The sequence below is a fragment of the Kiloniellales bacterium genome (assembly GCA_030066685.1).
Classification (GTDB): domain Bacteria; phylum Pseudomonadota; class Alphaproteobacteria; order Kiloniellales; family JAKSBE01; genus JAKSBE01.
In genome coordinates, this window is sequence record JASJBF010000007.1 from 15,169 (window position 1) to 37,601 (window position 22,433).

At 67.6% G+C, this 22,433-nt stretch carries 22 protein-coding genes and 1 pseudogene; 1 reads left to right on the forward strand and 22 read right to left on the reverse strand.

Annotated features, from left to right (window positions below; all coding sequences use genetic code 11):
• Positions 1–2: 2 nt before the first annotated feature.
• The 6 genes from QNJ30_06550 to QNJ30_06575 form a co-directional block, all read right to left on the reverse strand.
• On the reverse strand, positions 3–1,724 hold the full coding sequence (locus QNJ30_06550) for a cbb3-type cytochrome c oxidase subunit I (GenBank protein MDJ0943104.1): 1,722 nt from the start codon (positions 1,722–1,724) through the stop codon (positions 3–5).
• Positions 1,725–1,732: 8 nt separating this feature from the next.
• On the reverse strand, positions 1,733–2,275 hold the full coding sequence (locus QNJ30_06555) for a cytochrome C oxidase subunit II (GenBank protein MDJ0943105.1): 543 nt from the start codon (positions 2,273–2,275) through the stop codon (positions 1,733–1,735).
• Between the two features lie 15 nt (positions 2,276–2,290).
• A complete protein-coding gene (locus QNJ30_06560; GenBank protein ID MDJ0943106.1) occupies positions 2,291–2,485 on the reverse strand; it encodes a hypothetical protein in 195 nt (64 codons plus the stop codon).
• A 139-nt stretch (positions 2,486–2,624) separates the two neighbouring features.
• Complete coding sequence (locus QNJ30_06565; protein MDJ0943107.1) at positions 2,625–2,807, reverse strand: hypothetical protein; 183 nt, start codon at positions 2,805–2,807, stop codon at positions 2,625–2,627.
• A 15-nt stretch (positions 2,808–2,822) separates the two neighbouring features.
• Positions 2,823–3,485 carry an SCO family protein gene (locus QNJ30_06570; GenBank protein MDJ0943108.1) on the reverse strand — a complete coding sequence of 221 codons (663 nt, stop codon included), beginning with the start codon at positions 3,483–3,485 and terminating at the stop codon, positions 2,823–2,825.
• Between the two features lie 75 nt (positions 3,486–3,560).
• Positions 3,561–4,751 carry an NnrS family protein gene (locus QNJ30_06575; GenBank protein ID MDJ0943109.1) on the reverse strand — a complete coding sequence of 397 codons (1,191 nt, stop codon included), beginning with the start codon at positions 4,749–4,751 and terminating at the stop codon, positions 3,561–3,563.
• A 376-nt stretch (positions 4,752–5,127) separates the two neighbouring features.
• Here QNJ30_06575 and QNJ30_06580 point away from each other — a divergent pair, with 376 nt between their 5' ends.
• A complete protein-coding gene (locus QNJ30_06580; GenBank protein ID MDJ0943110.1) occupies positions 5,128–7,260 on the forward strand; it encodes a cation:dicarboxylase symporter family transporter in 2,133 nt (710 codons plus the stop codon).
• Here the strand turns inward: QNJ30_06580 and QNJ30_06585 are convergent.
• The 16 genes and pseudogenes from QNJ30_06585 to QNJ30_06660 form a co-directional block, all read right to left on the reverse strand.
• Positions 7,257–8,609, reverse strand: coding sequence for an Npt1/Npt2 family nucleotide transporter (locus QNJ30_06585; protein ID MDJ0943111.1), 1,353 nt, complete (start codon positions 8,607–8,609; stop codon positions 7,257–7,259). The two genes, QNJ30_06580 and QNJ30_06585, sit on opposite strands and share 4 nt — an antisense overlap.
• Positions 8,610–8,624: 15 nt before the next feature.
• Positions 8,625–9,719, reverse strand: a complete 1,095-nt coding sequence (locus QNJ30_06590; GenBank protein MDJ0943112.1) for a hypothetical protein — start codon at positions 9,717–9,719, stop codon at positions 8,625–8,627.
• Between the two features lie 194 nt (positions 9,720–9,913).
• A complete protein-coding gene (locus tag QNJ30_06595; protein MDJ0943113.1) occupies positions 9,914–10,975 on the reverse strand; it encodes a hypothetical protein in 1,062 nt (353 codons plus the stop codon).
• A gap of 3 nt (positions 10,976–10,978) precedes the next feature.
• The gene (locus tag QNJ30_06600; GenBank protein MDJ0943114.1) at positions 10,979–11,584 is read right to left on the reverse strand and encodes a hypothetical protein; all 606 of its coding nucleotides are present in this window, start codon (positions 11,582–11,584) and stop codon (positions 10,979–10,981) included.
• Positions 11,581–12,126, reverse strand: a complete 546-nt coding sequence (locus QNJ30_06605; protein MDJ0943115.1) for a hypothetical protein — start codon at positions 12,124–12,126, stop codon at positions 11,581–11,583. Before QNJ30_06605 ends, QNJ30_06600 begins: the two co-directional genes overlap by 4 nt.
• A 1-nt stretch (position 12,127) precedes the next feature.
• A complete protein-coding gene (locus tag QNJ30_06610; GenBank protein MDJ0943116.1) occupies positions 12,128–12,517 on the reverse strand; it encodes a hypothetical protein in 390 nt (129 codons plus the stop codon).
• A gap of 24 nt (positions 12,518–12,541) precedes the next feature.
• Positions 12,542–13,450, reverse strand: coding sequence for a hypothetical protein (locus QNJ30_06615; GenBank protein MDJ0943117.1), 909 nt, complete (start codon positions 13,448–13,450; stop codon positions 12,542–12,544).
• A 28-nt stretch (positions 13,451–13,478) separates the two neighbouring features.
• Positions 13,479–14,057, reverse strand: a complete 579-nt coding sequence (locus QNJ30_06620) for a hypothetical protein (GenBank protein ID MDJ0943118.1) — start codon at positions 14,055–14,057, stop codon at positions 13,479–13,481.
• Positions 14,058–14,159: 102 nt separating this feature from the next.
• A complete protein-coding gene (locus QNJ30_06625) occupies positions 14,160–15,416 on the reverse strand; it encodes a hypothetical protein (protein MDJ0943119.1) in 1,257 nt (418 codons plus the stop codon).
• The gene (locus tag QNJ30_06630; GenBank protein MDJ0943120.1) at positions 15,413–15,970 is read right to left on the reverse strand and encodes a hypothetical protein; all 558 of its coding nucleotides are present in this window, start codon (positions 15,968–15,970) and stop codon (positions 15,413–15,415) included. The genes QNJ30_06625 and QNJ30_06630 overlap by 4 nt, the downstream gene beginning before the upstream one ends.
• A complete protein-coding gene (locus tag QNJ30_06635) occupies positions 15,891–17,618 on the reverse strand; it encodes a hypothetical protein (GenBank protein ID MDJ0943121.1) in 1,728 nt (575 codons plus the stop codon). Before QNJ30_06635 ends, QNJ30_06630 begins: the two co-directional genes overlap by 80 nt.
• 1 nt (position 17,619) lies before the next feature.
• Positions 17,620–18,150 carry a lytic transglycosylase domain-containing protein gene (locus QNJ30_06640; GenBank protein MDJ0943122.1) on the reverse strand — a complete coding sequence of 177 codons (531 nt, stop codon included), beginning with the start codon at positions 18,148–18,150 and terminating at the stop codon, positions 17,620–17,622.
• Between the two features lie 20 nt (positions 18,151–18,170).
• Positions 18,171–18,857: a transglycosylase SLT domain-containing protein gene (locus QNJ30_06645; protein MDJ0943123.1), complete on the reverse strand. Its 687-nt coding sequence runs from the start codon at positions 18,855–18,857 to the stop codon at positions 18,171–18,173.
• Positions 18,854–19,288 (reverse strand): hypothetical protein, encoded by a 435-nt coding sequence (locus QNJ30_06650; GenBank protein MDJ0943124.1) that lies wholly within the window; start codon positions 19,286–19,288, stop codon positions 18,854–18,856. Before QNJ30_06650 ends, QNJ30_06645 begins: the two co-directional genes overlap by 4 nt.
• Positions 19,289–19,746: 458 nt before the next feature.
• Positions 19,747–20,544, reverse strand: a pseudogene (locus QNJ30_06655) (peptidoglycan-binding domain-containing protein).
• Positions 20,534–21,433: a hypothetical protein gene (locus QNJ30_06660; GenBank protein MDJ0943125.1), complete on the reverse strand. Its 900-nt coding sequence runs from the start codon at positions 21,431–21,433 to the stop codon at positions 20,534–20,536. Before QNJ30_06660 ends, QNJ30_06655 begins: the two are co-directional and overlap by 11 nt.
• Positions 21,434–22,433: the final 1,000 nt, after the last annotated feature.

A 22,433-nucleotide genomic window follows, 5' to 3' on the forward strand; every position in this document is an offset into this window, starting at 1 on the left:
GCTCAGCTCAGCGGCCAGACCTCTGACAGGAACTTCCAGTTGATGAAGTAGTAGAGAACGAAGGCCAGGAAGAAGACCGAGACCAGGACGATGGTGCCGGGCAGCTTCAGGGTGCCCTCGCTGCCGTAGGTCGAGACCGCGCCGCCGGGGGCGACGATGGGATTTGCCTTGATCGCGGCCTCGTCGCGAACCTTGCCGAAGAGGATCGAGCCGACCACGACGATCACGTACATGGCGCCGCCGACGGTTGCCAGGACGGCGAAGATGCCGTTCAGCCCCATCATCAGGAAGGCCGTGCCCGGATAGTCGAAGGTGAAGATCGAGTCGCCGAAGGTGATGTCCCAGTGCCGGCGCGACACGCCCAGGGTCCCAGCGCCCATCATGAAGAGCGAAATGCCCGCGACCCCGATGCCGAAGACGTAGGGCTGCCACCTGGCGAGCGCGGGCATGATCAGCTCGCGCCGGAAGATCAGCGGCACCACCAGATATGTAATCGCCATGAAGGCCAGGGTCGTGCCCGCGACCACTGTGGCGTGGAAGTGCCCGGGCACGTATAGCGTGTTGTGCATCAGGAGGTTGATCTGCTCGGTGCCGAGCACGACGCCCGAGATGCCGCCCAGGAAGCCGAACAAGACCAGCGAGATGAACAGGCCCGAGAAGGCCGGGTTGCCCCAGGGCGCCTGGCGCAGCCAGCCGAAGACGCCCTTGTTGAAGCCGCGCCGGCGCTGCGCCGCCTCGATCGCGCCGGGCAGGCTCATGCCGTGGATCATGCTGCCCAGCACCGCGAGATAGAGCGCGTAGCTGGTGTTGAAGACCTTCCATTCCGAGCTCAGGCCCGGCTCGGCCAGCATGTGGTGGGCGCAGGCCAGCTGCAGGAAAAGGATGTAGAGCAGGAAAGCCGTGCGGCTGACCTTCTCCGACAGCGGCTTGGCGCCGAGCACCAGGGCCGCGATGGCGTACCACACGGCGACGTGGGCCGAGACGTTGATCTGCTGCGAAGAGTGGCCCATGCCCCACCAGACCAGCTTGTACATCACCGAGTCGATGTGGGTGATGTAGCCGACCGACCAGAGAAAGGTCGGGATCAGGATGATCGCGCCCGAGGCGATGGTGAAGACCGCAATGATCGCCGCCGTGATTGCCCCAAAGGTGACCAGCGGCACCGAGCCCTCGTAGGTCTTCTCCTCCTTGGCGATGACCAGGGTGCCGAAGAAGACCATGCAGCCGAGCAGGGCTCCGACCGCGAAGAGGATCAGGCCGAGGTAGAAGTGCGGCGCCGCCTGCATCGGCACGTAGGAGGTGAACATGACGCTGGATTCGCCCTGCAGCACGGCGACCGTCGCCAGCAGGGAGCCGGCGATCATCAGCAGGAAGCCGAGCCAGGCGAAGCGCGGCGCGGCCAGGCGGCAGTTGAGCAGGACCGCCGAGGCGAAGTAGAGGATCGCGATCTCGAAGAAGATGATCCAGAACAGCAGGACCGCCGCGCCGTGCGCGGTCAGGATCGCGTAGAACCACTCGGCCGGCAGGATGTGCACCGCCGGCCAGCGGGTCAGGGCCACCAGCAGTCCGAAGAGCCCGCCGACCGCGAGGAAGACGACGGCAGCTACGGCGTTGGCCTTGATCAGGGTTTCCGCCTTGGCATAGACGTGCAAGCCGGTGTCGCCACAGATCCGGTATTTCTCCTCTGGCCGTGCCAGAGCCCCATCCATTACGCCTGCGGTCATGACTGCCTCTATTGCTTATCGACGACGCGGATCTTGCCGACCATGGTGTGATGGCCGACGCCGCAGAACTCGTTGCACACGACGAAGAAGTCCCCCGCCTCGTTCGGCGTGATGGTCAGCACCATCTCGTAGTCCGGATGGACCTGGAGGTTGATGTTGGTCGGCTGCAGGGAGAAGCCGTGCTGCCAGTCCATCGAGGAGAGGTGCAGGCGGTAGCTCTGATCCTTCTCGAGCTCGAGGACCGGCCACCACTCCCAAAGCCGGGAGATCATGTAGACGTCGCTGCCCGGCGGTGGATGGACCACGGGCACGCCGGTGTCGCCCTCCTCGCCGACCTGGTACCGCTCGACCATCGCCTCGGTCTTCTCGGCGAAGGCGTCGGGCGTGATCCGGTAGGCCTCGTTGGAGAGGTTCTGCTCGCCCTCCAGGTGCCAGTAGATCATCGCGAAGAACATCACCAGGCCCCAGAGGAAGGCGATGGAGATCCAGATGATCTCCATGCGGTGCAGGGGCTCGGACCACCAGTTGCCCTTGACAGGTTGAATCGCCATGGCTGTCCGCTCCCGCTATTCCGCGATGGGAATCTGGATCACTTCCATGATTCCCCAGATCAGATAGAAGACCGTCGGCATCACGACGCCGAGGAACAGCAAGAGGAAGGGGTTGTCCAAGAGGCGCTGCATGGCCGGAACGCGGCCGCTTGGCGCCGCGCCCTCCGCCTCTGGCTGGGTCTGACCGGAGTCCGAATCTGATGTCGACATGAGCGTTCCCCTTGAGGCGAGCGTTTCGCGCGGCCGGAGGTCTTTACAGGCCGCCTCCGACTCCATCGTGCCCAATAGTGTTCGACGCCCTGCGCGCGTCCTTGACTTTCATCAAGGTCCGCAGGCGCTGCGGATCCGGCTATCCGCCTGCGAGAGTCCGGATCACGGAGAAGCTGACCAGCAGGGACACCAGCAGGATGGCGAAGAAGACCACGCTGCGCTGCTCGAAGCGCCGCCCCGCCATGGTCTCCAGGCGCCGCAGCGTCCAGTCGGAGAAGAAGTAGAGCACCACCGCGACGGCAGCGAGGGCGAGCAGCTCCATCTCCGCGGGCCTCGATCAGCCCCCGGCGTTCTCCGCCGCCGAAACGGTTTCGCCACCATCCGAGGTCTGCGGGTCGAGGAAGCCGCCGAGCTTGGCCGCCAGGATCTCCGGGCTCTCGTCGTGCTTCAGATAGGTCAAGGTCCGGCCATCGGGACCGATCAGGTAGATGTAGGCGCTGTGATCGACCAGGTAGTCCGCCTCGTCCGTGCCCACCTTGGCGTAGTAGACCCGGTAGTCCCGCGCCACCTTGCGGATCTGCTCGGGACTGCCGGTCAATCCGACGAGCCGGGGATGGAAGGCCGCGACGTAGTCGGCAAGGACTTCGGGCGTGTCGCGCTCGGGATCGATGGTCACGAAGAGCGGCTGCAGCGCCGCCGCCCGCTCCCCCAGGAGGTCGAGGGCCGAGGCCAGCGACGCCAAGGTGGTCGGGCAGACGTCGGGACAGAAGGTGTAGCCGAAGACCAGCACGAGGTGTTTGCCGGGGAAAGCCGTCTCGCTGCTGGGCTGGCCCTGATGGTCAATGAGCGAAAAGCCGCCGCCCGGAATCACCGCCTGGGCCGGGGCGACGGAGGCGACCTCGGGGGCGGACCGGTCCCGACCCGCCGTCAGCCACAGCCATTCGCCCAGGAGAACGGCGCCGATCAGCAACGTGACGAAGAGAACCCGCTTGAATCTCATTGGCCTCGGCCTCCAAGGGTGACCCGTCCTTGCGACAGGGCTACGTCGGTCCGGGCCGGCGGGCCTTGACTTCAATCAAGCGTCCTCGGCGGCCCCCGGCCGGCGACGACGTAGCAGCATCGGCCCGTAGACCAGCACGAAGCCCAGGAAGCCGCCGGACCAGAGCAGGCCCGAGGAAATCACCACCGCCGTCTGGTCGAGCGGCAGCCAGGGCGCCGCGACGCGCAGGACCGCGGCGATCAGGACCAGGGCGTAGATCACCTGGGTCCCCGGGCCGGCGGTCAGCGGCCGGCCGGTGTGGCCGAGCGTGGCGCGGGTCATGATCGCCAGGGTCATGAGGCCGACGGCGCCGGCGGTCAGGGCGTGAAGGCCGGCGCTCCCAGAGACCGCCTCGGGGCGAAGCGCGGCCAGGCCCAGCAGGGCCAGCCCCACCGGCAGCCAGGCGAAGCCGAGGTGGAGGACCAGCACCAGCGGCTCGGCCAGGCTGCGCCAACCGCGCCAGCGCAACAGCCGCAGCAGTTGGAGCAGGCCCGCTGCGATCAGGAGCAGGCCGGCGGGCCGTCCCTCGGGGTCCGGAACCCAGGCCAGCAGGGCGAGCGCGGTCACCGCCAGGCTGGCCTGGTCGAAGCGGCCGAAGGGCCGCGGCAGCTTCGCCTCGCCGCGCTTCGCCAGCCAGTTGCGGGTGAAGCTCGGGACCACGCGGCCGCCGACCAGGGCGATGAGCAGGGCGGCGATCCCGACCCCGCCGCGCAGGAAACCCGCCGGGTCGCCTTCCGCGGCGAGGAGGTGGAAGCCAATGTTCGCGGCGGCGAAACAGGTCACCAGCAGGCAAATCGGCAGGTTGCGCAGGTTGCGCCCGGCCCAGATCTCGCGCCAGACCACCGCCGCCAGAACGACGAGGAAGAGAACGTCGAGCAGCGGCGCGACCGGCCCGAGGGCGAGGCCGGGCGCCTGCGCCAGGCGGCCGAGCAGCCACAGCGCGAAGAGGCCGGCCAAAGGCCGCCCGGAGATCGGCAGGCGGCCGGTCCAGTTGGGCACGGCGGTCAGCAGAAAGCCCGCCAGGACCGCGGCGAGATAGCCGAAGAGCATCTCGTGCGCGTGCCAGTGCGACGGGGCAATCGTCAGGCCTAGATCGACACGGCCCGAGAAGATCAGCAGCCACAGCGGCAGCGCCAGGACGGCATGCAGCGCCGCCGCCAGGAAGAAGGGACGGAAGCCCTCGGCAAAGAGGACTGCACCGTCATAGCGCCCGACATCGCTCTGCATCTTCGCCGAAGGCTCGCGTCTCTGGTCCGGGCGGACCGGCAGCAATCCGGCCGTCTCCGGGGCTGCCGAGATCCTTCGGCTCCGAGCGGGCCAGAAAGCGCCCTGCCGGGCCATGACGAAAGTCAAGCTGCCGGGGCCATCCCGAGAGCGCCGTTGCGGTGTGCGGCTTGACGATCGCGCTCGAATTCAGGCCATCTGTTAGCGGCAATGAGTTGCCGACTCGGGCGATGGCGCAGCAGAGATCCCAGCGCACCTGGCCGGCGAAGCGGCGTGAACCGGGGAACCACGGGCAAGTGTCACCGTGACCGACAGGGCCGATCAGGGCGCGGGCAGCGCGACGGAGTCCCGGCCGGGACGCAGGCCGAGTCGATTCCAGATGATCCTGATCGCACTGCTCGGCGGGGTGCTTTGCGGGCTTTTCCTCGGCGACTATGCCGGAGCGCTGAGGAACGTCGGCGAGGTCTACGTGGGCCTGCTGCAGATGACGGTCCTGCCCTATATCGTCTTCTCGCTGATCGCCAGCATCGGGCGCCTTTCGGCGACCCAGGGCAAGCGCTTGGCCCTGGTTTCGATCTCCGTGCTGGCCGCCCTCTGGGCCATCGGCGCGCTCACGGTCTTCTTCATATCCTTTTCGCTGCCGTCCCGAGTGACGGGCGCCTTCTTCAGCACCCATCTGATCGAACAGCCGGAGGCGGTCGACTTCATCCGGCTCTTCGTCCCGAGCAATCCCTTCCATTCCCTGGCGAACAACATCGCCCCGGCGGTGGTGATCTTCTGCCTGCTGTTCGGCATCGCGCTGATCACGGTCAGGAGCAAGGAGGCTTTGCTCGAGCACTTCGATGTCATCCTCGCGACCTTGATCCGGGTCAACGGCTTCGTCGTCGCCCTGAGCCCGATCGGGATCTTCGCGATCGCGGCCACAGCCGCGGGAACCTTGAGCTTTGAGGAGGTCGGCCGCCTTCAGGCCTATCTGCTGACCTTCGGCTTCAGTGCCGTCCTTCTGACCTTCGTGGTCCTGCCGATGCTGATCGCCGCCTTCACGCCCTTCACCTACAGGGACATCCTGGGCGTCTCGAAGAATGCACTGGTCACCGTCTTCGTGGTCCAGAGCCTTTTCGTGATCATCCCGATGCTGGCGGAGGGCGTGCGCGAGCTGATCGAGAAGTACCGCAAGGAAGGCGTTGAACCCGAGATGCGCCCGGAATTCGTGATTCCCCTCGCCTACCCCTTCCCGCATCTCGGCAAGGTGCTGACGCTCGTTTTCATTCCCTTTGCCGCCTGGTTCTATGGCAGCCCCATGGTCCTGGCGGACTATCCCGCCATCATCGGCACGGGCTTGGTCCTTTCATTCGGCAAGGTCGTGACGACGATTCCCTTTCTCCTTCACATGCAGGAACTGCCGGCGGACATCTTCCAGCTCTTCCTGCTGTCCAGCGTTTTCGCCGGCGGTCTGAGCGACCTGGTCGGCGCCATGCACCTCCTGGCCTTCACGACCCTGACCACCTGCGCGATCACCGGTCTGATCCGAGTCAGGAAAACGAAGCTTTTCGCGCTGATGATCCTCACGGCCGTCATCAGCAGTTCCATGATCTTCGGGACGCGCGCAATCCTGACCAGCGGCCCGGATGGCACCGACAGCAAGGCTGAGGTCGTCTTGAGCATGCATCTCATGCAGCCGATGGCGCAGGCCCGGATTCTGGAAACCGCGGCGCCCAACCCTGTTCCTCTCCTGCCGGGTCAATCGAGGATCGATCGAATCCGCGAGCAGGGCGTCATTCGCATAGGCGTCAATGCGGGCGACCTTCCCTTCGCCTTCTACAATTCCAAGGGCGATCTCGTGGGGCTCGACATCGACATGGCGCATCGCCTGGCCAGCGATCTCGAAGTCCGCATCGACTTCGTGCCCTTTTCCGCCTCGACCCTTGCCGAGCAACTGGCGGCGGACCACTTCGACCTCGCCACCTCTGCACTCCCGGCGACCACGCGGCAATCGCTCAAGCATTCCCTGAGTAAACCCGTCATGGAGTACACGCTGGCGCTCGTCGTGCCCGAGCGTGTCAAGGCAGATTTCTCGGACCTCGAGACCATTCGAAGTCGCGGCGCCTTCACTCTCGGCGTCGGGGCGGGCAACGTCTTCGCCCATCAGATCCTCGAGCGCTTCCCGAAAGCCAAAGTCGTCGAGCTGGAGTCCGAGACCGAGTTCTTCGAAGGTCAGAGGAGGGATCTGGACGCGCTCTTGACCAGCGCGGAGGGAGGCTCGGCCTGGACTCTGATCCAGCCATTCTACGCGGTGGTCAATCCGTTTCCTCGACCTCAGAGACTGCCGGCGGCCTTTCCCTTCGCCGGGCCGGACCCGCGTTTCGAGCGCTTGCTCAACCACTGGATCGAGCTGCAGCAGACGAATGGTACGGTTCAAGAGCTCTTCGACCACTGGATCCTGGGCCGCGGTTCCGAGGCGAGAGGGCCGCGCTGGAGCGTCATTCGCGACGTCCTCCACTGGGTCGATTAGGACCTGCCGGCCGGCTGGGTCATCTCGGCAAAGCGGCGGCCGGCATAGCGTGCGGCGAAGATCCAGACCAGGATCAACGGCACGGTGATGGCGCTCAGCCAGCGGATCGTTTCGAAGTCCGTAAAGACCGCGGTGACGCCCAGGCTGATCCAAACCGCGAGAGCCTTGGCGAAGCGCTGGAGGAACATGTCGATGAAGGCCTTGGCCTTGTATTTCTCGTCCTTGGTCGTCGGAACGTAGAGGGATTCCTTGGCCGATTGGTTAATCGAGTAGCTGAAGCCGTTGTCGGCGGTGTTCAGCAAGCTGCCCATCCAGAGAATCGGAATGACCATGAAGCCGGCCGAGCCGCCCAGGATGGCAATCGGCAGGACCAGCAGCGCGATCCCCACGCCGAGACGAGTCATAATCAGGCTGGTCAGAAAAAGCTGGACCAGAAATGCGACGCTGTTGGTGATTGCGAAGACGGTCGCGAACTGGGCACCGATCGCCGGGCCTTGCAGGTAGTGCGCGACGGTGCTGGTGAATTGGAAGTCGAGGATGGTCGAGACGATTTCATAGATCCCGACGATCGCGACAATTGCGAGAAGATAGGGAGAGCGGAAGACCAGCTTGGCGCCCTCAAGCGCCGGGTTGCCGCCCTTGTTCAGTCCGGGGTTCGCGGCCGTTGGGTGCGGTTCCGGCTCCGGCCGAAGCTCGGTCGCCTCCAAGCGCGCCACCAATCGGCCGGCGGCAAAGGCCACCAGCAGGATTGCCAGGCCGACGCCGAATGTGATCCAGAGCCAGCCCACGTTGTCAACGCTGCCGATGAAGCGCGCCACGACCATTGACCCGACAACCCCGCCGGTCACCCCGCCGAGCCCGACCAGGCCGTAGAGGCGCTTGGCGGCATCGGGCGTCACGCTGTCGTTCAGAAATGCGAAGAACGTCGCCACCATCAGGGTCGAGAAGAGATCGCCGAAGAGGTAGAAGCTCCAGACCGTGAGATCGCCCGGCTCATTGATCACCAACGTGTAGGCGACGTAGCTCGCCAGGATGAAGCCGGTGAAGATGAAGGTGAGCTGCTGCCTGCGGTAGCTGTTGGCCAGCCAGGAGAACACCACAACAGCCACAAAGGCTACGATCATGTTCAACTGCTTGGCGAGCAACTCAGCCTGAGATGCCGTCAGCAGCAAGCCCAGCAGATCGAAGCCGCCTTCGTCGTAAAACTCAATGAAGAGCGACTTCTTGATCGGCTTGAGGATCCAGAAGCTGGTGATGACCAGAAAGAAATAGGTGAACATCAGGAGCGCAAAGGGCAGCTCCGAGCGCTTGACGGTGAAAATTGCCTTGAAGGGGTTGTTCGTGGTCATTGGAGCTGACCGACGCTAGAAGAGCGCGATCTCGCCGGCATCGACCCGCGCGAGCAGATCCTGCATGCGCCGCCAGACGGCGTCGATCTCGAACCGGGCCAGGCCGAGCTGAACCACCCCGCCGGTGATCCGCACGGCGTCGTTCGGGGAAAGGTTCTCGCCGGGCGTCACCGAGACGAAGACGCCGCGCCTGTCCTTTTCCAGCTGAAGGAGGACGCCGAGGCGATCGAGATCCTCCCGGCGCAGGCTGCGCAGGCGCTCGATCGAGTCCCGGCGCAGGGCCGGCACAAAGATCCTTTTCCAATCGTGCAGGAAGGGATTGCTGATGAAGGAGTTGAAGGTGATGTCGTTGTCGACGGAGAAGATCTGGCGCCGGTCCGGCTCCTTCGAAATCAGGAAGTTGCTCTCTTTGGCGTCGGCGAAATCGCTGAGGTAGGTGAAGAGGTTGAAGTTGGCCAGGTAGTAGGCGTAGGTCGGGTCCGACACGAAGCGCGCCTCGTCGTAGTAGTCGTCGCTGACCGTCACGTCCTTGAGCCAGATATTGAGAAAGCCCAGAACGCAGACCGAGCCCGGCAAGGTCGGTCGCTTCGGCACAACGGTATCGCGCCGGTACGTCGAAAGTGGGGCACAGTAGGCCAGACTCGTCGGCACCACGTAGTCTTCCGGATCCAGGAAGAGCTTCTGCAGCTCGTAGGCTGCGAACTGCCGGCGCGGGCTGTCGTTGTACTCATCCAGGGTTCCGCGCGGCATCTCCTTCCATTTGAAGCTGATGTCGATCGTGGCGCCCGAGTCATCGGCGAAACCGATCTCGACCGAACGCGCGCCCGAGGTGCCGTAGGCAGTGCGCTCATCGGCTACGACCTTGAAGTCGCCAGACTTGAGCGTCTCCAATAGTCGAGTCTCTATGACGTCCGGCGGGTAGGGCCAGTTTGGGAACTTACTCGCTTCGTCTGGCCGTTGGGCGGACTCGAACTGCAACGGCATGCCGGTGTTCTTGGGGAGGCTCGTGCATCCGGACAGGCCGAGCACCAGCCCGACAAGCGTCCCGCCAAGGAGCGCCCCTGCCTTTGGAACCTCGTTGCCGAGTCTTGCAATGGTCTCGAAAGCCATTCAGCCCCCCTTTTTCCTATACTTAGCGCAATTTGGCTGAGGGGGTAAGGCTGGTCTGAGCCTGGCCGATCGTCGGCGCCTGCTCTTCGTCGGCGTGGTCGACGGCGGCAAGGACGCCGCAGCGGACGTCGCCGCTCGGAAGCACCGGATCCTGCCGGTGCGGGCAGGCGGCCTGGGTCGCCGAAGCCTCGAGCTTATCGGCAGGCCGAGTCGGCGGCCCGGGAGAGATCGACCCGGCCGGCCAGCCGCCGGCCGTCCGCGGAGATCTCCTCGAGGAAGAGTCGCCGGCCGGCCAGGCGGTAGCGCGCGCGAATCGACCGAAGGCCGCCATAGCCTTCGCCGACCAGCTGCCGCAGTCCGCCGAGCAGCAACGCGTCGACCTGGCGCGGGAAGAGCCGTACCGGATGGGCCTGGGAAAGCCCACTGTGGTGGCTGCGGATCCGGGCTGCGGCGGCCCGCTCCTCGTCGGAAAGACTGCCGGAGGGCCGCCGGATGAAGCCGCTGTAGCGATCGCGGTTGATGTCCCAGGGCGTGCCCGCTTCGCCCCGGGCGAGGAAGATCCGGTCGTCCCGGTCGAGGAGCGCCACCTGCATCCCGTAGCAGGCGCTCAGCCGCCGATAGAGCCGGGCGCGCTCCGAGCGCTGGGCGGGCCAGGCCAGCTCGACCAAGGGCCCCGAGCCGTGTTCCAGCAGACGCAGCAGCCGGCGCCCGTCGGTCACGGCGACCTCGCCCGGCGCCACCACGGCGAGGTCCTCGCGCGGCTGCCGTTCGAAGACCTCGACCGGCTCCTGGCTGACCGCTTCTTCTCGAGGTGGCGCCGCAGCCTCCGACGGCGGAGAGCTCGGCAGCGGGACCTCCTGCGCCTCGGCTCTCGGCCGGGGCCGAAGCGCCGTGACCTCCTTTTTCGCGGCGGCGGCGGTCGCCTTGCGCGCTTCGGCCTCGAGGGCCTTGACGAGCCGTTGCGGCCTGGCTTGCGGCTCGCTGGCCCGCGCTGCCTCCGGCCGTGGCGCGGCCGCTTCTCCGCTTTCCGGGGCGACCGCCAAGTCCGGCGGCGGCGGCAAGACGACGCTCGGTACCGCGATCGGCCGGTCCTTTGAGCCCTCGGGCTCTGCGGCGGGCTGCGGCACCGGGGGCTCCCGGTGCTCAGGTTTCAGCTCTGACTGGCGATGGTTGGCGGCGGCCGCCAAGATCGCAATGACGAGCAGGCCAGCGGAGAGGCTGTTCGAGGCCTTGGTCGCAAGATGGCGCTTCTTCATGTCCTAGCGTGCCATCTTGTCGACGAAGAGCAGCTCCATCTCCTCGGCCAGGGCGTGCAGCTCGCGGACCCGCTGTTCCGGGCTCATCAGCCGCTCGCCCTCGGCCAGGGCGACGGAAGCCGTCCCCTCGGCCGGGGCGACACCGCCGAGGACCTCCGCACGACGCTTCGCGACGGCGGGGTCGCGGAGCGCCGGCAGGGAGTCCGTCGTCGCCTTCTCCGGGAATTCTTCGGGGGACTCTGCGGATGCGGTACCGGCCTTTTCCGCGGTCGAGGCCGGAAGCCTCGCCTCGGGCGCCGGCTCGGCGCTTTCGGCCTTCGCTGCAGCCATCGTCTCTTGAGCCGTGTCTTCAAGCAAAGGTTCCGGCGCCCGAACCTCCGCGGGCGGGGTGCCGGGGTCGTCGGCATAGCCGTGAGCCGGATCACCATCGAGGGAAGGAGTCCCGGGCGGCCCGTCCAATGCCGCGTCGACCTTGTCCCGCGCGACCTCCCCGAGTCGCTCGGCCGAGGCGCGGAGATGGCCGGAGGCGGCGTCCAGATCGCTCCGATCCGCCCCGAAGAGGTAGATCAGGGCGGCGATCACGGCGGCGTTGAAGAGCAGGAATTTCATGATGCGATCTCCTCACGACGCGATGCTTCGGCTTCGCGACCGGCCGAGGTCGGCTCGCTCCGCGTGCCCGCGATCAGCAGCAGGCTGCGCAGGAAGGCCGAGGTCGGCAGGCCGACGACGGTGGTCATGAAGGCCATGCTGAAGTTCTCGGTCAGACCTCTGATCACGACCTGGATGGTCTCAGGCGTGAGCTCCTGACCGGCCAGGCTGCCGATGCCGAGGCTGATGCCGAGCAGGGTATAGGTCAGCGCCAGGGTGGCGATGCCGTTCGCCGACTGGACCCCGGCGGTGAGCCAGGGCTGAAGTGCGGTGCCGGCCCGCTTGGCCTGGCAGACCTTGACCCAGCAGAACAGGGCCGCGAAGACCAGGCTGGCCAGGACTCCGGCGAAGGTCAGGCCGAGCACATCCCAGGCCCAGCTCGTGATGTCGTCGAGGCTGGTCGAGGTCGCCATCACGACCAGCGCCGCGGCGATCACCAGCCCGCCGAGCATGAAGCTCGCGGTCTGGGAGGCGGTGTCGATCAGCCCTGTCGCCCGGCGCACGTCACCGCCTCCCGACCCGGGCGCTCATCAGCGAGTTGGTGGTGACTCCGACCTGCTCCAGCCAATGGTCGATCAGGGTCCGGTTCTTCTCGATCGAGGCATGGACCAGGAAGGTCAGGTCGTAGTTCTGAAAGGCGGTCCGCACCGCCGGCGTGTTCCGGCCCTTGAGGCTATCGTCCCGCATCACCATGCGTTCCAGGTCGACCAAGCGGGCCCGGGAAACCTCCATGCTGTTTTCCCGTTCCGAGGGGCTCATGTCCGGCGAGAGCGAGGTCTTGAGGGCCAGGGCCCGCTCGCGTTCCAAGTTCTCGACCGTTCCGGCCTGGGCCACGCCGGTGGACGACATCAGGCCGAGCAGGACAATCGCGAACGATATAGGTCGGAGAGTCATCTTTCCTTCCTTTCCAAAGGGCAATCAGGGCACGAAGAACTCGACCGCCGCGGTGATGCCGACGGCCTCGGCTTCACCCTCGGGCTCCGTCTCGCCGCCACCGGTCAAGAGGTCGGACAGCGCCAGCGCGTCAAGGGACACCAGCTTGGCCATGTAGCCGAGGATGGTCTCCTCCTGATCGATGATGGCGATCTCGGACTGGGTCTCACCGACGAGCTGGCGAAGGTACTCCTGCTTCGTCACCGGCCGCCCGTTGAGCTGGGAATCGGCGCTCATGGGGTGGGTCTTGATCGCGGCCAGGAGGCGTTCGATCGCGACCACGTTCTTGGCGTGCTCGCGGGCGTATTTGCTCTGCCCCGTCATCGGGGTGCTGAAGAGCTTGAGATCGACCTTGGAGATCGAGCGCTGCAGCCGGCGCTGGGCCTGCTCCTGGGTCTCGACCAGCGCCTGCCGCTCCGGCGTCATCGCCGCCTCTTCCCGGCTGAGCTTGCCGAGCAACCTTTCGAAGAGGCGCATTTTGGTCGTCGCCTGCTGGCGCCGCAGGTCCTGATGCCGGCCGACGAGCTCGAGGTAGTCCCGCTTCTCGGCGAGGAACTGGTGGCTCAATTCGGTCTTGAGGTCGCCCTCAGCGGCCTCGATCGCGAGCTGCAGGTCGGTCAGGGTCTGGGCCTTCAGGTCCATTAGGTTTTCCGTGTCCCGCAGGGACGCGGCCAGCCGCGAGCCTGCGAAGTCGTTGTCGACGGCCTTCTTGAGGTAGGACCCGGGCAGCTTGATGAGCCGCTCGCTGGCCACGGGGTTCCAGACGGCCGCGTCCGGCTCCGTGCTCGCCAGGGACTGGGACAGCCCCGCCAGCAGCGCCAGGGTCAGCACGACCGTCACGGTGAGGTGAAGCAGGGTCGATCTGCCGCGGGTCTTCGGGAGCATTCGGGTCATCGCTTGCGTCCTCGCTTCGGGGGGAGCGTCAGTTGTGCTTCCAGTACTCGACGCGGCGCATCTCGTCCTTGAGCGTCGAGCTCACGTTGAGCGTCGCGTACTGGCCGAAGTCGGTGGGATCCCTCTGGCCGAGGAGTACTTCCATGGTCTCCCGGAAGGACGAGCCGTCGGGGTAGTAGAGGTCCTTGTCGGGGAAGGCCTGCTTGAAGCGCTCCAGGTTCCTGCGTGCCGCGCCGGCATCGCCGCCCTTGAGATAGTTCTGGACCGTCAGGGCGACGGCCCGCATGCGTTCGTCGGCCGAGACCGTCGACGCCTCCGCCCCGAGGTCGGCGCCGCAGCGCTCGAGAAGGCGGGCGCTGGCCAGGTAGCGCGCGGAGTCGCCGCTGGTGCGGGCCTGGCCGTCGAGGTCGAGAGCCTCGTCGCGGCAGGACTGAAAGCCCCGCATCGCCGAGATGTCCTGGTAGCGGTCCTCGCGGAAGGTGATGCTGTCGAAATCCGGCAGCGACGGGGTCATGCTGCAGGCGCCCAGAACGGCCAGGGTCGCCGCCGCCAAGATCGGCGCGCGCAGGCCTCGAAGAACGGTCTGATGTCGGAGATGGCGCTTCATCGCCCGGTCCCTTCTTGTGTTTGCCTGCAAGGGCTATGGAAGGGCCTGGGAGATTTTTTCCGGTCGCGGATCGGCGCGGCCGAGGTGACCCGAAATGCCGCTTCAGGGCGAAAGGACGTGGGTCGCGTCGATGACCTTCAGCCCGGATTGCCTCAGGTCCCGCAGAAGGGCTTCCCACTCTTCCACGCTGCGCGACGGGCCGAGCGCCCCCGAGATGTTCTCGAGCCGCTCGGCGGCGCGCTCCTCCGCCTCGAGACTGGTGATCACCGCGAGGCGATGGAAGAGCTCGGTCTCCAGGTGGCGCGGCAGTCGGACGTCGATCGACAGGCTCTCCGCCCCCTCGAGTTCGTGGGCCCGGGTCAGGGTCCGGGTGTGCAGGCGCGGCGCCGTCTTGCCGGCCCGCGCCCCGAGGACCCAGACCCGGGCCGGTGCCGCCCCGTTTGTGATCTTGTACTGGAGCCGGCAGAGCCGCGCGCCGGCACGGGTCCCGACGCGCTCGCCGGGCGAGAGCGCGGTCTCGACGATCTGCGGGTCGGCCGCGCCGAAGGTCACGGCGGCGCAGCTGTCCCCCTCGAGCGCGCGCAGCTCCACCGCGGCGAGCGATAGACCCGCCCGGCTCGGCAGGCTCCGGTCCTGCCGCATCCCGGCGTCGGCCGGCGCCAGGACCTGGCTGCCCCAGCCGGCGGCCATCAGGAGCGCGCTCGCCAGGCCGAAGCCGACCAGCGACCAGGCGAGAGCCCGTTCCTCCCCGGTATCGCGGGACGCCGCCAGCGAGGCGGCGCGCCCGCCGGCGCCGCGGAGCGGCGGCAAGCCGAGATGCCGCAGCACCTCGTCCGCCGAGCCGACGGGCAGGACGTCGGGATCCCGGCCGGCGGCCGATGGCTCCAGGTCTTTTCCATTGTCCCCGGGCAGGAAGAGCGTCACCGGCGTGCCCGAGTCCTCGAGGTCGCGGAACAGCGCCGAGGAGCTCCGGAGCTTCTCGCCGATATGGGAGACGGCGAGCACCTCACGATCCCGGTCAACCTCGCCGGTCAGCCAGATCACCCGGTCTGCGCTCTGGTTCCTCTCAGCGAGCCGCCCGGCCGCGAAGAGCGCATGCGCGACGAGGACGCCGAGTTGCCAGCTCAGCCCCGCCGAGATCGGCAGCGAGAGGTCGAGGCGGTAGGCCGGGTGCCCGAAGGCCGCCTCCAGTAGGCCGGTGGGCTTGCGGACGAAGGCGTCGTATCCCGGGCTGATCGGCAGCGCAACGGCCTTGCAGTCGAGGCAGATCACCGACTTGACGTTCGGGTCCTCGGCGGTGATGCGCTGGACCTCGGCGGGGCCCTCGGTCGTCGCGATGTAGACTCTGACCTTGGTCACGACAGAAAGACCTCGCTTTCGGGATGGCTCAGCGCCCGGACCAGGTCCGACTCGGCGTCGGCCAGAAGCTGAATGGTCCCGCCATCGGCGTCGGGCAGCGCATGTTTGACCAGGCGGTCGTCCGGCTGGGAGACGAAGAGGGTGCGCGGCGGCCCTGAGGTGAGGTCGAGAACGTCGATGACCACGTAGACCTGCGCGGGCTCGGCGCGGGACGGGCGCAGGCTGATCGTGAAACCGGCCCCGCGGCGGCTCGACTCGAGGCCGCTGCTGGCCGCGGCGAGCCGCGGCGCGTGATGGCGCGCGCGTTTGCGCAGCAGCCGCTCCATGTCACGCGCCAGGCCCGGGCGCGCCGACAAGGCCCGCTCCAGCGCTTCGCTCATGGGGCGCCGGGGATCGGTCACGTAGGCGTAGAGATCCGAGAAGCCGGCGGAGCGCTCCCCGGCATCCCGCCCTTCGGCGCCGGCCAGCAGGCCGTCAAGCGCCGAGAGCGCTTCGAAGGCCTGTCGCGCCGCGTCTTGTTGGTCTCGCGTGAAGCGTCTCCAGGTGTTGGTCATTTCGGACACCGTAGATGATGAGAAACTGACTGCGGAAGGTCTGCCGGTCCGCCTCGAACTGGCTTTGCCAGTCGGTCTGGGGAAGCCTCACCCTGGAGAGGTGATCGCCGAAGGCGGAGAGTTCGCGCTCGAGCTCGAGCAGCGGCTCGATCGCAGCGACGAAGCCTTCCACGACCTCGGGGTCGCGGGCCTCGTCTTCCCGGAAGCCCTGCCTGGCGAGGCTCTTGAAGGCCTGCCTGGCGTCCTGCATCAGGGACGCCATCGCCGGTCCGGCGATCGAAGGATCTTCCAAACCCGGGAGCAGCCTTTCCCAGGGCTTGCCGACGGTCAGCGCCACGACGTTTCGGTGCTCACCCGCGCAGAGCAAGCGGCCACGGAAGGGACGCAGGTCGATGTCGGGCCGCAAGGCGACCGCGATCGTCAGGGCCTCCCAGCGGCGCGCGCGCAGCAGGACGTGAACGGTGGCGAGCAGAACGCGCTCGACATGGCGGCGAAGCTCGGCCAGGCGGACTCGCCGGCTTTCGTAGTCCATCGCCGGCGAGCCATCGATGACTCCCCGAAGGGCCTCGACCGGGGTCCGGCGCCGCAGGGCCTGGGAGATCCGGGTCTGGACCGCGCCGAAGACCTCGCTGCGCAGCAGGGACAGCGCCAGGGTGCGACTGACCGAGCCATGCTCGACCAGCCCTTCCAGCTCGGCGGCCTCGGTCTTGGTAAGGAACTTGATCCGCCGGGCCGCCGTCTCGCGCAGCCGCGTCAGGCAGTCCTCGGTTTCGGCAAGGGCTTCGACCGCGATCTGCAGCTCCGCGGGATCGATCTCCCCGGCTTCCCGGTCCGGGCCGATCGCCCGCGGATGCGCAAGCGCCTGCCGGTCGCGGGCCAGGATCAAGGCCTGGCGCAGGCGTACGAAGCTCCGGAACACGGACAGGAAGGTCCGGAAATCCGGCGTCTCGGCAGCCGATTCCGCCAGCCAGAAGCCCAGGATCGCCTCGTCGTCGATGGCCGTCTCGTCGAAGTCGCCGTCGTGGCGGCGGACCAGGTAGTCGGTCAGTCGATTGAAGTTGCGCTGGGTCTGGGCGCTGGGCAGGTGCGCGTTCAGGAAGCCGTAGAGGGCGCGGGACAGGTGCTTTGCGGTGTCGGAAACGGCGGCCGCCGTCGGGCCCTGCTCCAGCATGACCTGCAAGGCGTCGTCGAGCGCCCGGTAGCCGAGCACCGTGACCAGGAACTCCATCAGGGCGGAGAGCAGCGGCATGCGGGCAAAGGCGACGCCAAAGCTGCCGTCGGCATAGACGATCTCGACACCGCTGTCGCTGGCCGAGATCCGCGGCTGCCCCTCGCCGCCGTTGCGCAGACGCGCGCCGATGAAGCCCCGGAAACCCGCGGCGCGTGCCGGGCCGCTGTCCCAGAACAGGCCTTCGTAGGAACTCCGCCGCGTGCTGCAGGCCTTGGCGACGCCCACCAGATGGCAAAGCTCCAGCACGGCGGGCGCATAGCAGCGGCAGACGATGATCCGCGCCAGCTTGCGGCTGACCCCTGGCGAGAACTTGGCGGCACCCGCGCACTCGGCTTCGGCGACGATCCGGAAGGCGGCGTCGAGCTCCGGGCTCTTGCCCGCCTCCAGCAGCATCCCCTCAGCCCCCACCGAGGACATATCAGATCGTCTCCTTCGCCAACTGCGCGCTGTAGAGCTCCTGCAGCCGCAGCACCCGTGCCACGTAGCGAGAGGTCGCGGGGATGACCCTTGCGTTCGGCAGGTCACCGACCGCGGAGCCTCCGTTGTAGTACGAGAGCGCCAGGTCGGTTCGTCCCCGATAGCGTTTCAGCAGGCGTTTCAGGAAATGCAGCCCAAGGCGCACGTTGATCCGCGGGTCCCAGAGCTGCTCGGCCCGGATGCCGTACTCGCCCATCGCCGTTCTCGGCATGATCTGCATGACGCCCCGGGCGCCCTTGGGGCTCCGCGCCCGCGGATTGAAGTTCGATTCGGCGTGCGCCACGGCCAGGGCGAGCGAGACCGACACGCCCAGGCTGCGGGCCTCCCGCACCACCAGGGTCCTGACCCGACGCTTTTCTTCGGCCCGGTCGGCGGGCTTGTGGCCGAGCGCAGGGCCCGAGCAGCCGCCCAGGGCGAGGACGAGCATCGAAAGTTCGAGGGCCTTCCTTCGGCTGATCACGGTTCCAGGCATGAGATCTCGCTCCCCTGCGCTCAACTGTCGTTCCGCCGCACCAGCGGCGCGAAATCGTCGAGATGCTGCCGCGCAGCCCGGCGGCGCACCTCGATCGCCTTCTCGAAGTCGTCCATCGTCCCCGGCTCTTCGCGCCGTGGAGAGACGGCGCTCGAAGCCGTCCAAGCCTTGCCTTCACGGCGATAGGGCGCCACGATCGAGGCCAGCCGCCCGTTGCCGGCCCTCAGCTCGCCCGCCCAGGACCGCGCCTCGGCTCGGTACTGGCGCTGCAGTCGCAGCACCTCGTTCACGAAGGCGGATGTCCCGGGGTTGTCCCCGCCGGAGCCGCCGCCGTAGTGGGACAGCGCGGCTTCCCAGCGGCCGTCGTAGCGTCGGATAAGGTTTTGCAGGCGGTCGATGCCGAGTTGGACGTTGAGCCGGGGCTCCCAGAGCCGCTCGGGGTCCACGCCGTAGTCCTTCTCGGCGATTCCCGGCGGGACCTGCATGACCCCCCGCGCACCCTCGGAGTCTTGCGCATCGTCGCGAAAATCGGACTCGGCCTTGGCCACGGCCATGGCCAGGGAGGGCGGGAACCCGGCCCGCAGTGCTTCCTCGACAACGATCCGCTTGACCTCCGCGCGGGTTGCGGCCGCCGCGGGGTCACCCAGCCCGGCCAAGCCGATCGCGGCGGCAAGCCCCCAGGCGACTGCCGACCTGACAGCGGTCATGGGGCCGCTCCTTCGCTGCCTTCGGCCCGCGCCAGGGCCGCCTGCCAGTCCGCGTCGAGCGTCGAGACCAGGAGGTCTCCGGCCGAGATCCGACTGCGGGCCTCCATCGCCTCGGACACGGGAACGTTCGGCGCAAAGGCGAGGATCACGCGTTTGCCGCCGTCGATCGACCCGGGGTCGAGCGGCGCAAGGCCGGCATCGAAGAAGCGACCGCGGTGATAGACGACCACGAGGCTGTCCGGGTCGAGGGCGGTCGCGCCCTGGCCGCTGTCCTGCGAGCTCGAGGGAGCGAGAACGATGGTGAGCTTGGAGTCGCTGGCGAACTCGCCGGCACCCATGGAGACCATCGCCAGGACCAGTAGACTAAAGAAGCCCATGGCCAGCGCCAGGGCGATCTCGGTCATCGCGTTGCCTTGTGAGCCGTCATCCATGTCGAGACCGATCCGCCTCCCTACAGCAGTGCCGTTCGTCGCATAGCGGATCTATGGAAGGGCCAAGGCCGGAATCGGCCGCGCCGAGCGGCCGATCCTGGTCCTGAGGGCTGTCGGGGAGCCGTGCCTGGGGCAGCCTGCGTTCATCCGAGCGCAAATGAGCTGCTCTATCTGTATGAATTAGATCGAGTTATCGGCGCTCAATCGAGCCATATTGAGCGCAGTTTGATCTAGTCGACGATCTGCCAGGAGCCGTCCGGCTGGAGGCAGGCCGTGCCGTAGACCTCGGACTTTCTCCCGCCGATCCACACCGCCCGCTGATACTCGCGGCAATAGGGCCGGCGGGGGTCGTAGCCCACCACCCTTCGCCCGAGGACCGGCGTCTCGACGGCCGGCGGGGGCGTCACGACTTTTGCCTCCGCGCTGCGCCGCAGGCCGTCAACCAGGTCCGCAGTGACCCGGCCGTCGACGCCGATCCCGGTCTCGGCCTGATACGCGCGGATCGCAGCCAGCGTCCGCGGCCCCAAGCGGCCGTCGATCGGGCCCGGGTCGTAACCGAGAGACCGCAGGTCCCGCTGCAGGCCTTCGATCACCCGTGGGTCCGGCAGGGGTGCCCCTGCCCCCGGCGACGGCCTCGGCTTGGTCGGCCCCGCTTCCGTCGTGGAGGCGAAATGGGAGACCGGCGGCAGGGAGACCCTCCGGGGCGCGGTCGCGGCGACAATGGTGCCGTCCTCGACCCTGACCGCGCGATAGGAGGCGACCGCCGAAGCGTCGCCCGCGAGGCGCAGCTTTCCGACGATGAGGATCTGGGCCTGCGCGGTCCTCAGCAGCGCCGAGAGGGCGGCATCCAATTCGTCCTCGTCGCCGTGGATCTCGCGCACCTCGTCGACCAGGGCGCCGAGCGTCTCGCGCGCGACGAAGCGATGGCGGTTGCCCGACCGCCGGACCAGAGCGGCGAGAAGCCTGGCGTTGTATTCGTTGGCGACTTCGGCCGGGAGGGGGGCGGTCTTGTCCGAAAAGGGCCAGATTGCGATCCCCGTCCCCCGTCCTTCCGCAACCACACCGTCGGCCTCGTCGATCTGCTCGAGAAGCTCGGCCGCGAAGGCCTCGAAGATCTTCCGGTCCCCGCCAGAGGACGGCTCGGCCGCCGCGTCCCGGCTCGGCCAGGGGCCGAGGCCCAGGAGCAATAGCAATCCAAGGCCCAGCTTGAAGCACCCGCCTAGGCTCTGGAGCCCGACCTTTCTCTCACCAACCATCCCATGAGCCTCCGGCGTTCTCCCGTTTCGACCGCTTTGCGATCGTGAAGCTGTTGCCTGCGAAGAGGACGTCGCCCTCGATGCCCAGGTGCAGCAGCATCTTGCCAAGGTTCCGGTTCAGGCGGCTCTTCGGGCTCCGGGTCTCGTACCAGTAGCTGTGAACCTGGCGGCTGCTCTGGACCGGCCGGAGATGCCGATAGCCCGAGAAGACGACCAGATACTCCTCGATCTCCGAGACCTCCGCCGGCGAGAATCCGTCGAAGACCAGGCTGTAGGCCGTCGAAAAGCCCTCGGCTCCCCCGCCTCCATTCCCGTCCTCCGCGCTTGCGCGACCGAGGCTCGGGGCCAGCTGATCCGCGAGCAGAACGCCCAGGTCGCGAGACAGCCGGCGGGCGTCGCGGCCGACGACCTCGAAGACGCAGGCCTCGTCGCAGTCCGCAGGCGCCCGCAGGGCCTCCGCCGACTTGACCTCGGCGCCGCCGAGGCGGCGTCCGCTGCGGACATCGACCAAGCGTCCGGCGATCCGGGCGGTGATCTTCGTCGTGTAGGTGAGCCGCTCGGCCCGAGCGTAGACCGTGAAAATCGCCGCCACATCCATGGGCGGCGCCTGCACGGCGCGGGCGATGTCGATGACCTCGGCATCCGTGCGCCGGCTTCGCCCTTGCGCGAAGTCGCCGAGGGTCACCGCGGTCTCGTCGTAGACCGCGAAGCCGGCGTCGTGGAGTTGCTGCCCGAGTTGCTCCAGGACCGCCTTGACGACCCGGCTGTGGCGCGGGAGCGAGTCCTGGTCCGCGTCCTCGCCGACGACGATGAGGTTCGGAGCCTCAACGCCGAAGGACGGAAGGGCCAGGACCGAGGCGGAAAAGAACGACAGCGCCGCTACCGCCAATCGTGGCGCTCTTCGCATAGCGTGACCTCCCTGATGTCGGGCGCGACGTCACCGTCTTGGCCTGGTCCTGCGGATCCGCCGGAAACCGACTTTTCGCGCCCCTCTCCTGCTCCGTTGGAAGCCCAGGCCAAGGGGCCCGCCTTCCGGTGGAAAGGCCCCTCCCAGGCCTTCCGCGTCCTCGGTGATACGCCAGCGGGCCGAGATCCATCCCCGGGCGAACTCGGCTTTTCTGCGCGATCAACCCGGGACGTCGTGGCCGGCGGTTCCGGGCCCCCTCGCGCGGGGCCTCCCGTCGGCGTGAATCAGATCGGCGATCGGCCTCTCGGTGTCGCAGATCAGGCAGCGGAACCGTCCACGGCGGGCGACGGCAATGCTCCGAAAGGAAAAGAAGAAGCAGCCGCACCGGCAGGCGATCGTGATGCCGTCGCCCCGCTCCGTCACCCGAAGCGGAGATGTTGGGGCGGCGGAGCGATTGCGCTCAGACGCCGCGGCTCCTGGACGCCACGAAAGGACCGGCAGCCATTTCCGGAGCTTCGGCTTGCACGCAGCGAGGGGGGAAGCCAAGCCCGGGTTCCTGCCGGGGGAGATCTTTCTGCTGGCAGGGGAATTGGGCATGGACCTGGCTCCAAGTCGTCGGCGCTTTCGCCCTCGAGGCTATGAAAGGGCCAGAGACGAGAACGCGTCGTCAAAGCGGATCCGGCGCGCGGGCGAAACGGAGCGCAGGCCCGGGAGCCAGCCGCCGTACCATGGCGCCCGGTCGCCGACAGCGCCGGCCAGGTTATGTGGGAGGGCCTGCCCGTCCTGCGCAGCATGGCCGGTCAGTTCGGGCTTCTGTAATGGCGTGCAGCGGGACGGCAGCGGGAGGCCGCAGGGGATGAGCCGGCTCGAGCTGACGCCAGGCGCCTTCATCCGACACTTGCAAGGCCTCCTGGCTAGGCTTCCGGCCGACCTTCGCACATCGCCGCCATCGCCGGGCCGTCGGCGTCTGGGAAGTCGAGCC

Excerpts from the sequence above, each read along its gene's own strand:
- QNJ30_06550 (MDJ0943104.1), bottom strand. The coding sequence starts at position 1,724 with ATGACCGCAGGCGTAATGGATGGGGCTCTGGCACGGCCAGAGGAGAAA.
- QNJ30_06555 (MDJ0943105.1), bottom strand. The coding sequence starts at position 2,275 with ATGGCGATTCAACCTGTCAAGGGCAACTGGTGGTCCGAGCCCCTGCAC.
- QNJ30_06560 (MDJ0943106.1), bottom strand. The coding sequence starts at position 2,485 with ATGTCGACATCAGATTCGGACTCCGGTCAGACCCAGCCAGAGGCGGAG.
- QNJ30_06565 (MDJ0943107.1), bottom strand. The coding sequence starts at position 2,807 with ATGGAGCTGCTCGCCCTCGCTGCCGTCGCGGTGGTGCTCTACTTCTTC.
- QNJ30_06570 (MDJ0943108.1), bottom strand. The coding sequence starts at position 3,485 with ATGAGATTCAAGCGGGTTCTCTTCGTCACGTTGCTGATCGGCGCCGTT.
- QNJ30_06575 (MDJ0943109.1), bottom strand. The coding sequence starts at position 4,751 with ATGCAGAGCGATGTCGGGCGCTATGACGGTGCAGTCCTCTTTGCCGAG.
- QNJ30_06580 (MDJ0943110.1), top strand. The coding sequence starts at position 5,128 with ATGATCCTGATCGCACTGCTCGGCGGGGTGCTTTGCGGGCTTTTCCTC.
- QNJ30_06585 (MDJ0943111.1), bottom strand. The coding sequence starts at position 8,609 with ATGACCACGAACAACCCCTTCAAGGCAATTTTCACCGTCAAGCGCTCG.
- QNJ30_06590 (MDJ0943112.1), bottom strand. The coding sequence starts at position 9,719 with ATGGCTTTCGAGACCATTGCAAGACTCGGCAACGAGGTTCCAAAGGCA.
- QNJ30_06595 (MDJ0943113.1), bottom strand. The coding sequence starts at position 10,975 with ATGAAGAAGCGCCATCTTGCGACCAAGGCCTCGAACAGCCTCTCCGCT.
- QNJ30_06600 (MDJ0943114.1), bottom strand. The coding sequence starts at position 11,584 with ATGAAATTCCTGCTCTTCAACGCCGCCGTGATCGCCGCCCTGATCTAC.
- QNJ30_06610 (MDJ0943116.1), bottom strand. The coding sequence starts at position 12,517 with ATGACTCTCCGACCTATATCGTTCGCGATTGTCCTGCTCGGCCTGATG.
- QNJ30_06615 (MDJ0943117.1), bottom strand. The coding sequence starts at position 13,450 with ATGACCCGAATGCTCCCGAAGACCCGCGGCAGATCGACCCTGCTTCAC.
- QNJ30_06620 (MDJ0943118.1), bottom strand. The coding sequence starts at position 14,057 with ATGAAGCGCCATCTCCGACATCAGACCGTTCTTCGAGGCCTGCGCGCG.
- QNJ30_06630 (MDJ0943120.1), bottom strand. The coding sequence starts at position 15,970 with ATGACCAACACCTGGAGACGCTTCACGCGAGACCAACAAGACGCGGCG.
- QNJ30_06635 (MDJ0943121.1), bottom strand. The coding sequence starts at position 17,618 with ATGTCCTCGGTGGGGGCTGAGGGGATGCTGCTGGAGGCGGGCAAGAGC.
- QNJ30_06640 (MDJ0943122.1), bottom strand. The coding sequence starts at position 18,150 with ATGCCTGGAACCGTGATCAGCCGAAGGAAGGCCCTCGAACTTTCGATG.
- QNJ30_06645 (MDJ0943123.1), bottom strand. The coding sequence starts at position 18,857 with ATGACCGCTGTCAGGTCGGCAGTCGCCTGGGGGCTTGCCGCCGCGATC.
- QNJ30_06650 (MDJ0943124.1), bottom strand. The coding sequence starts at position 19,288 with ATGGATGACGGCTCACAAGGCAACGCGATGACCGAGATCGCCCTGGCG.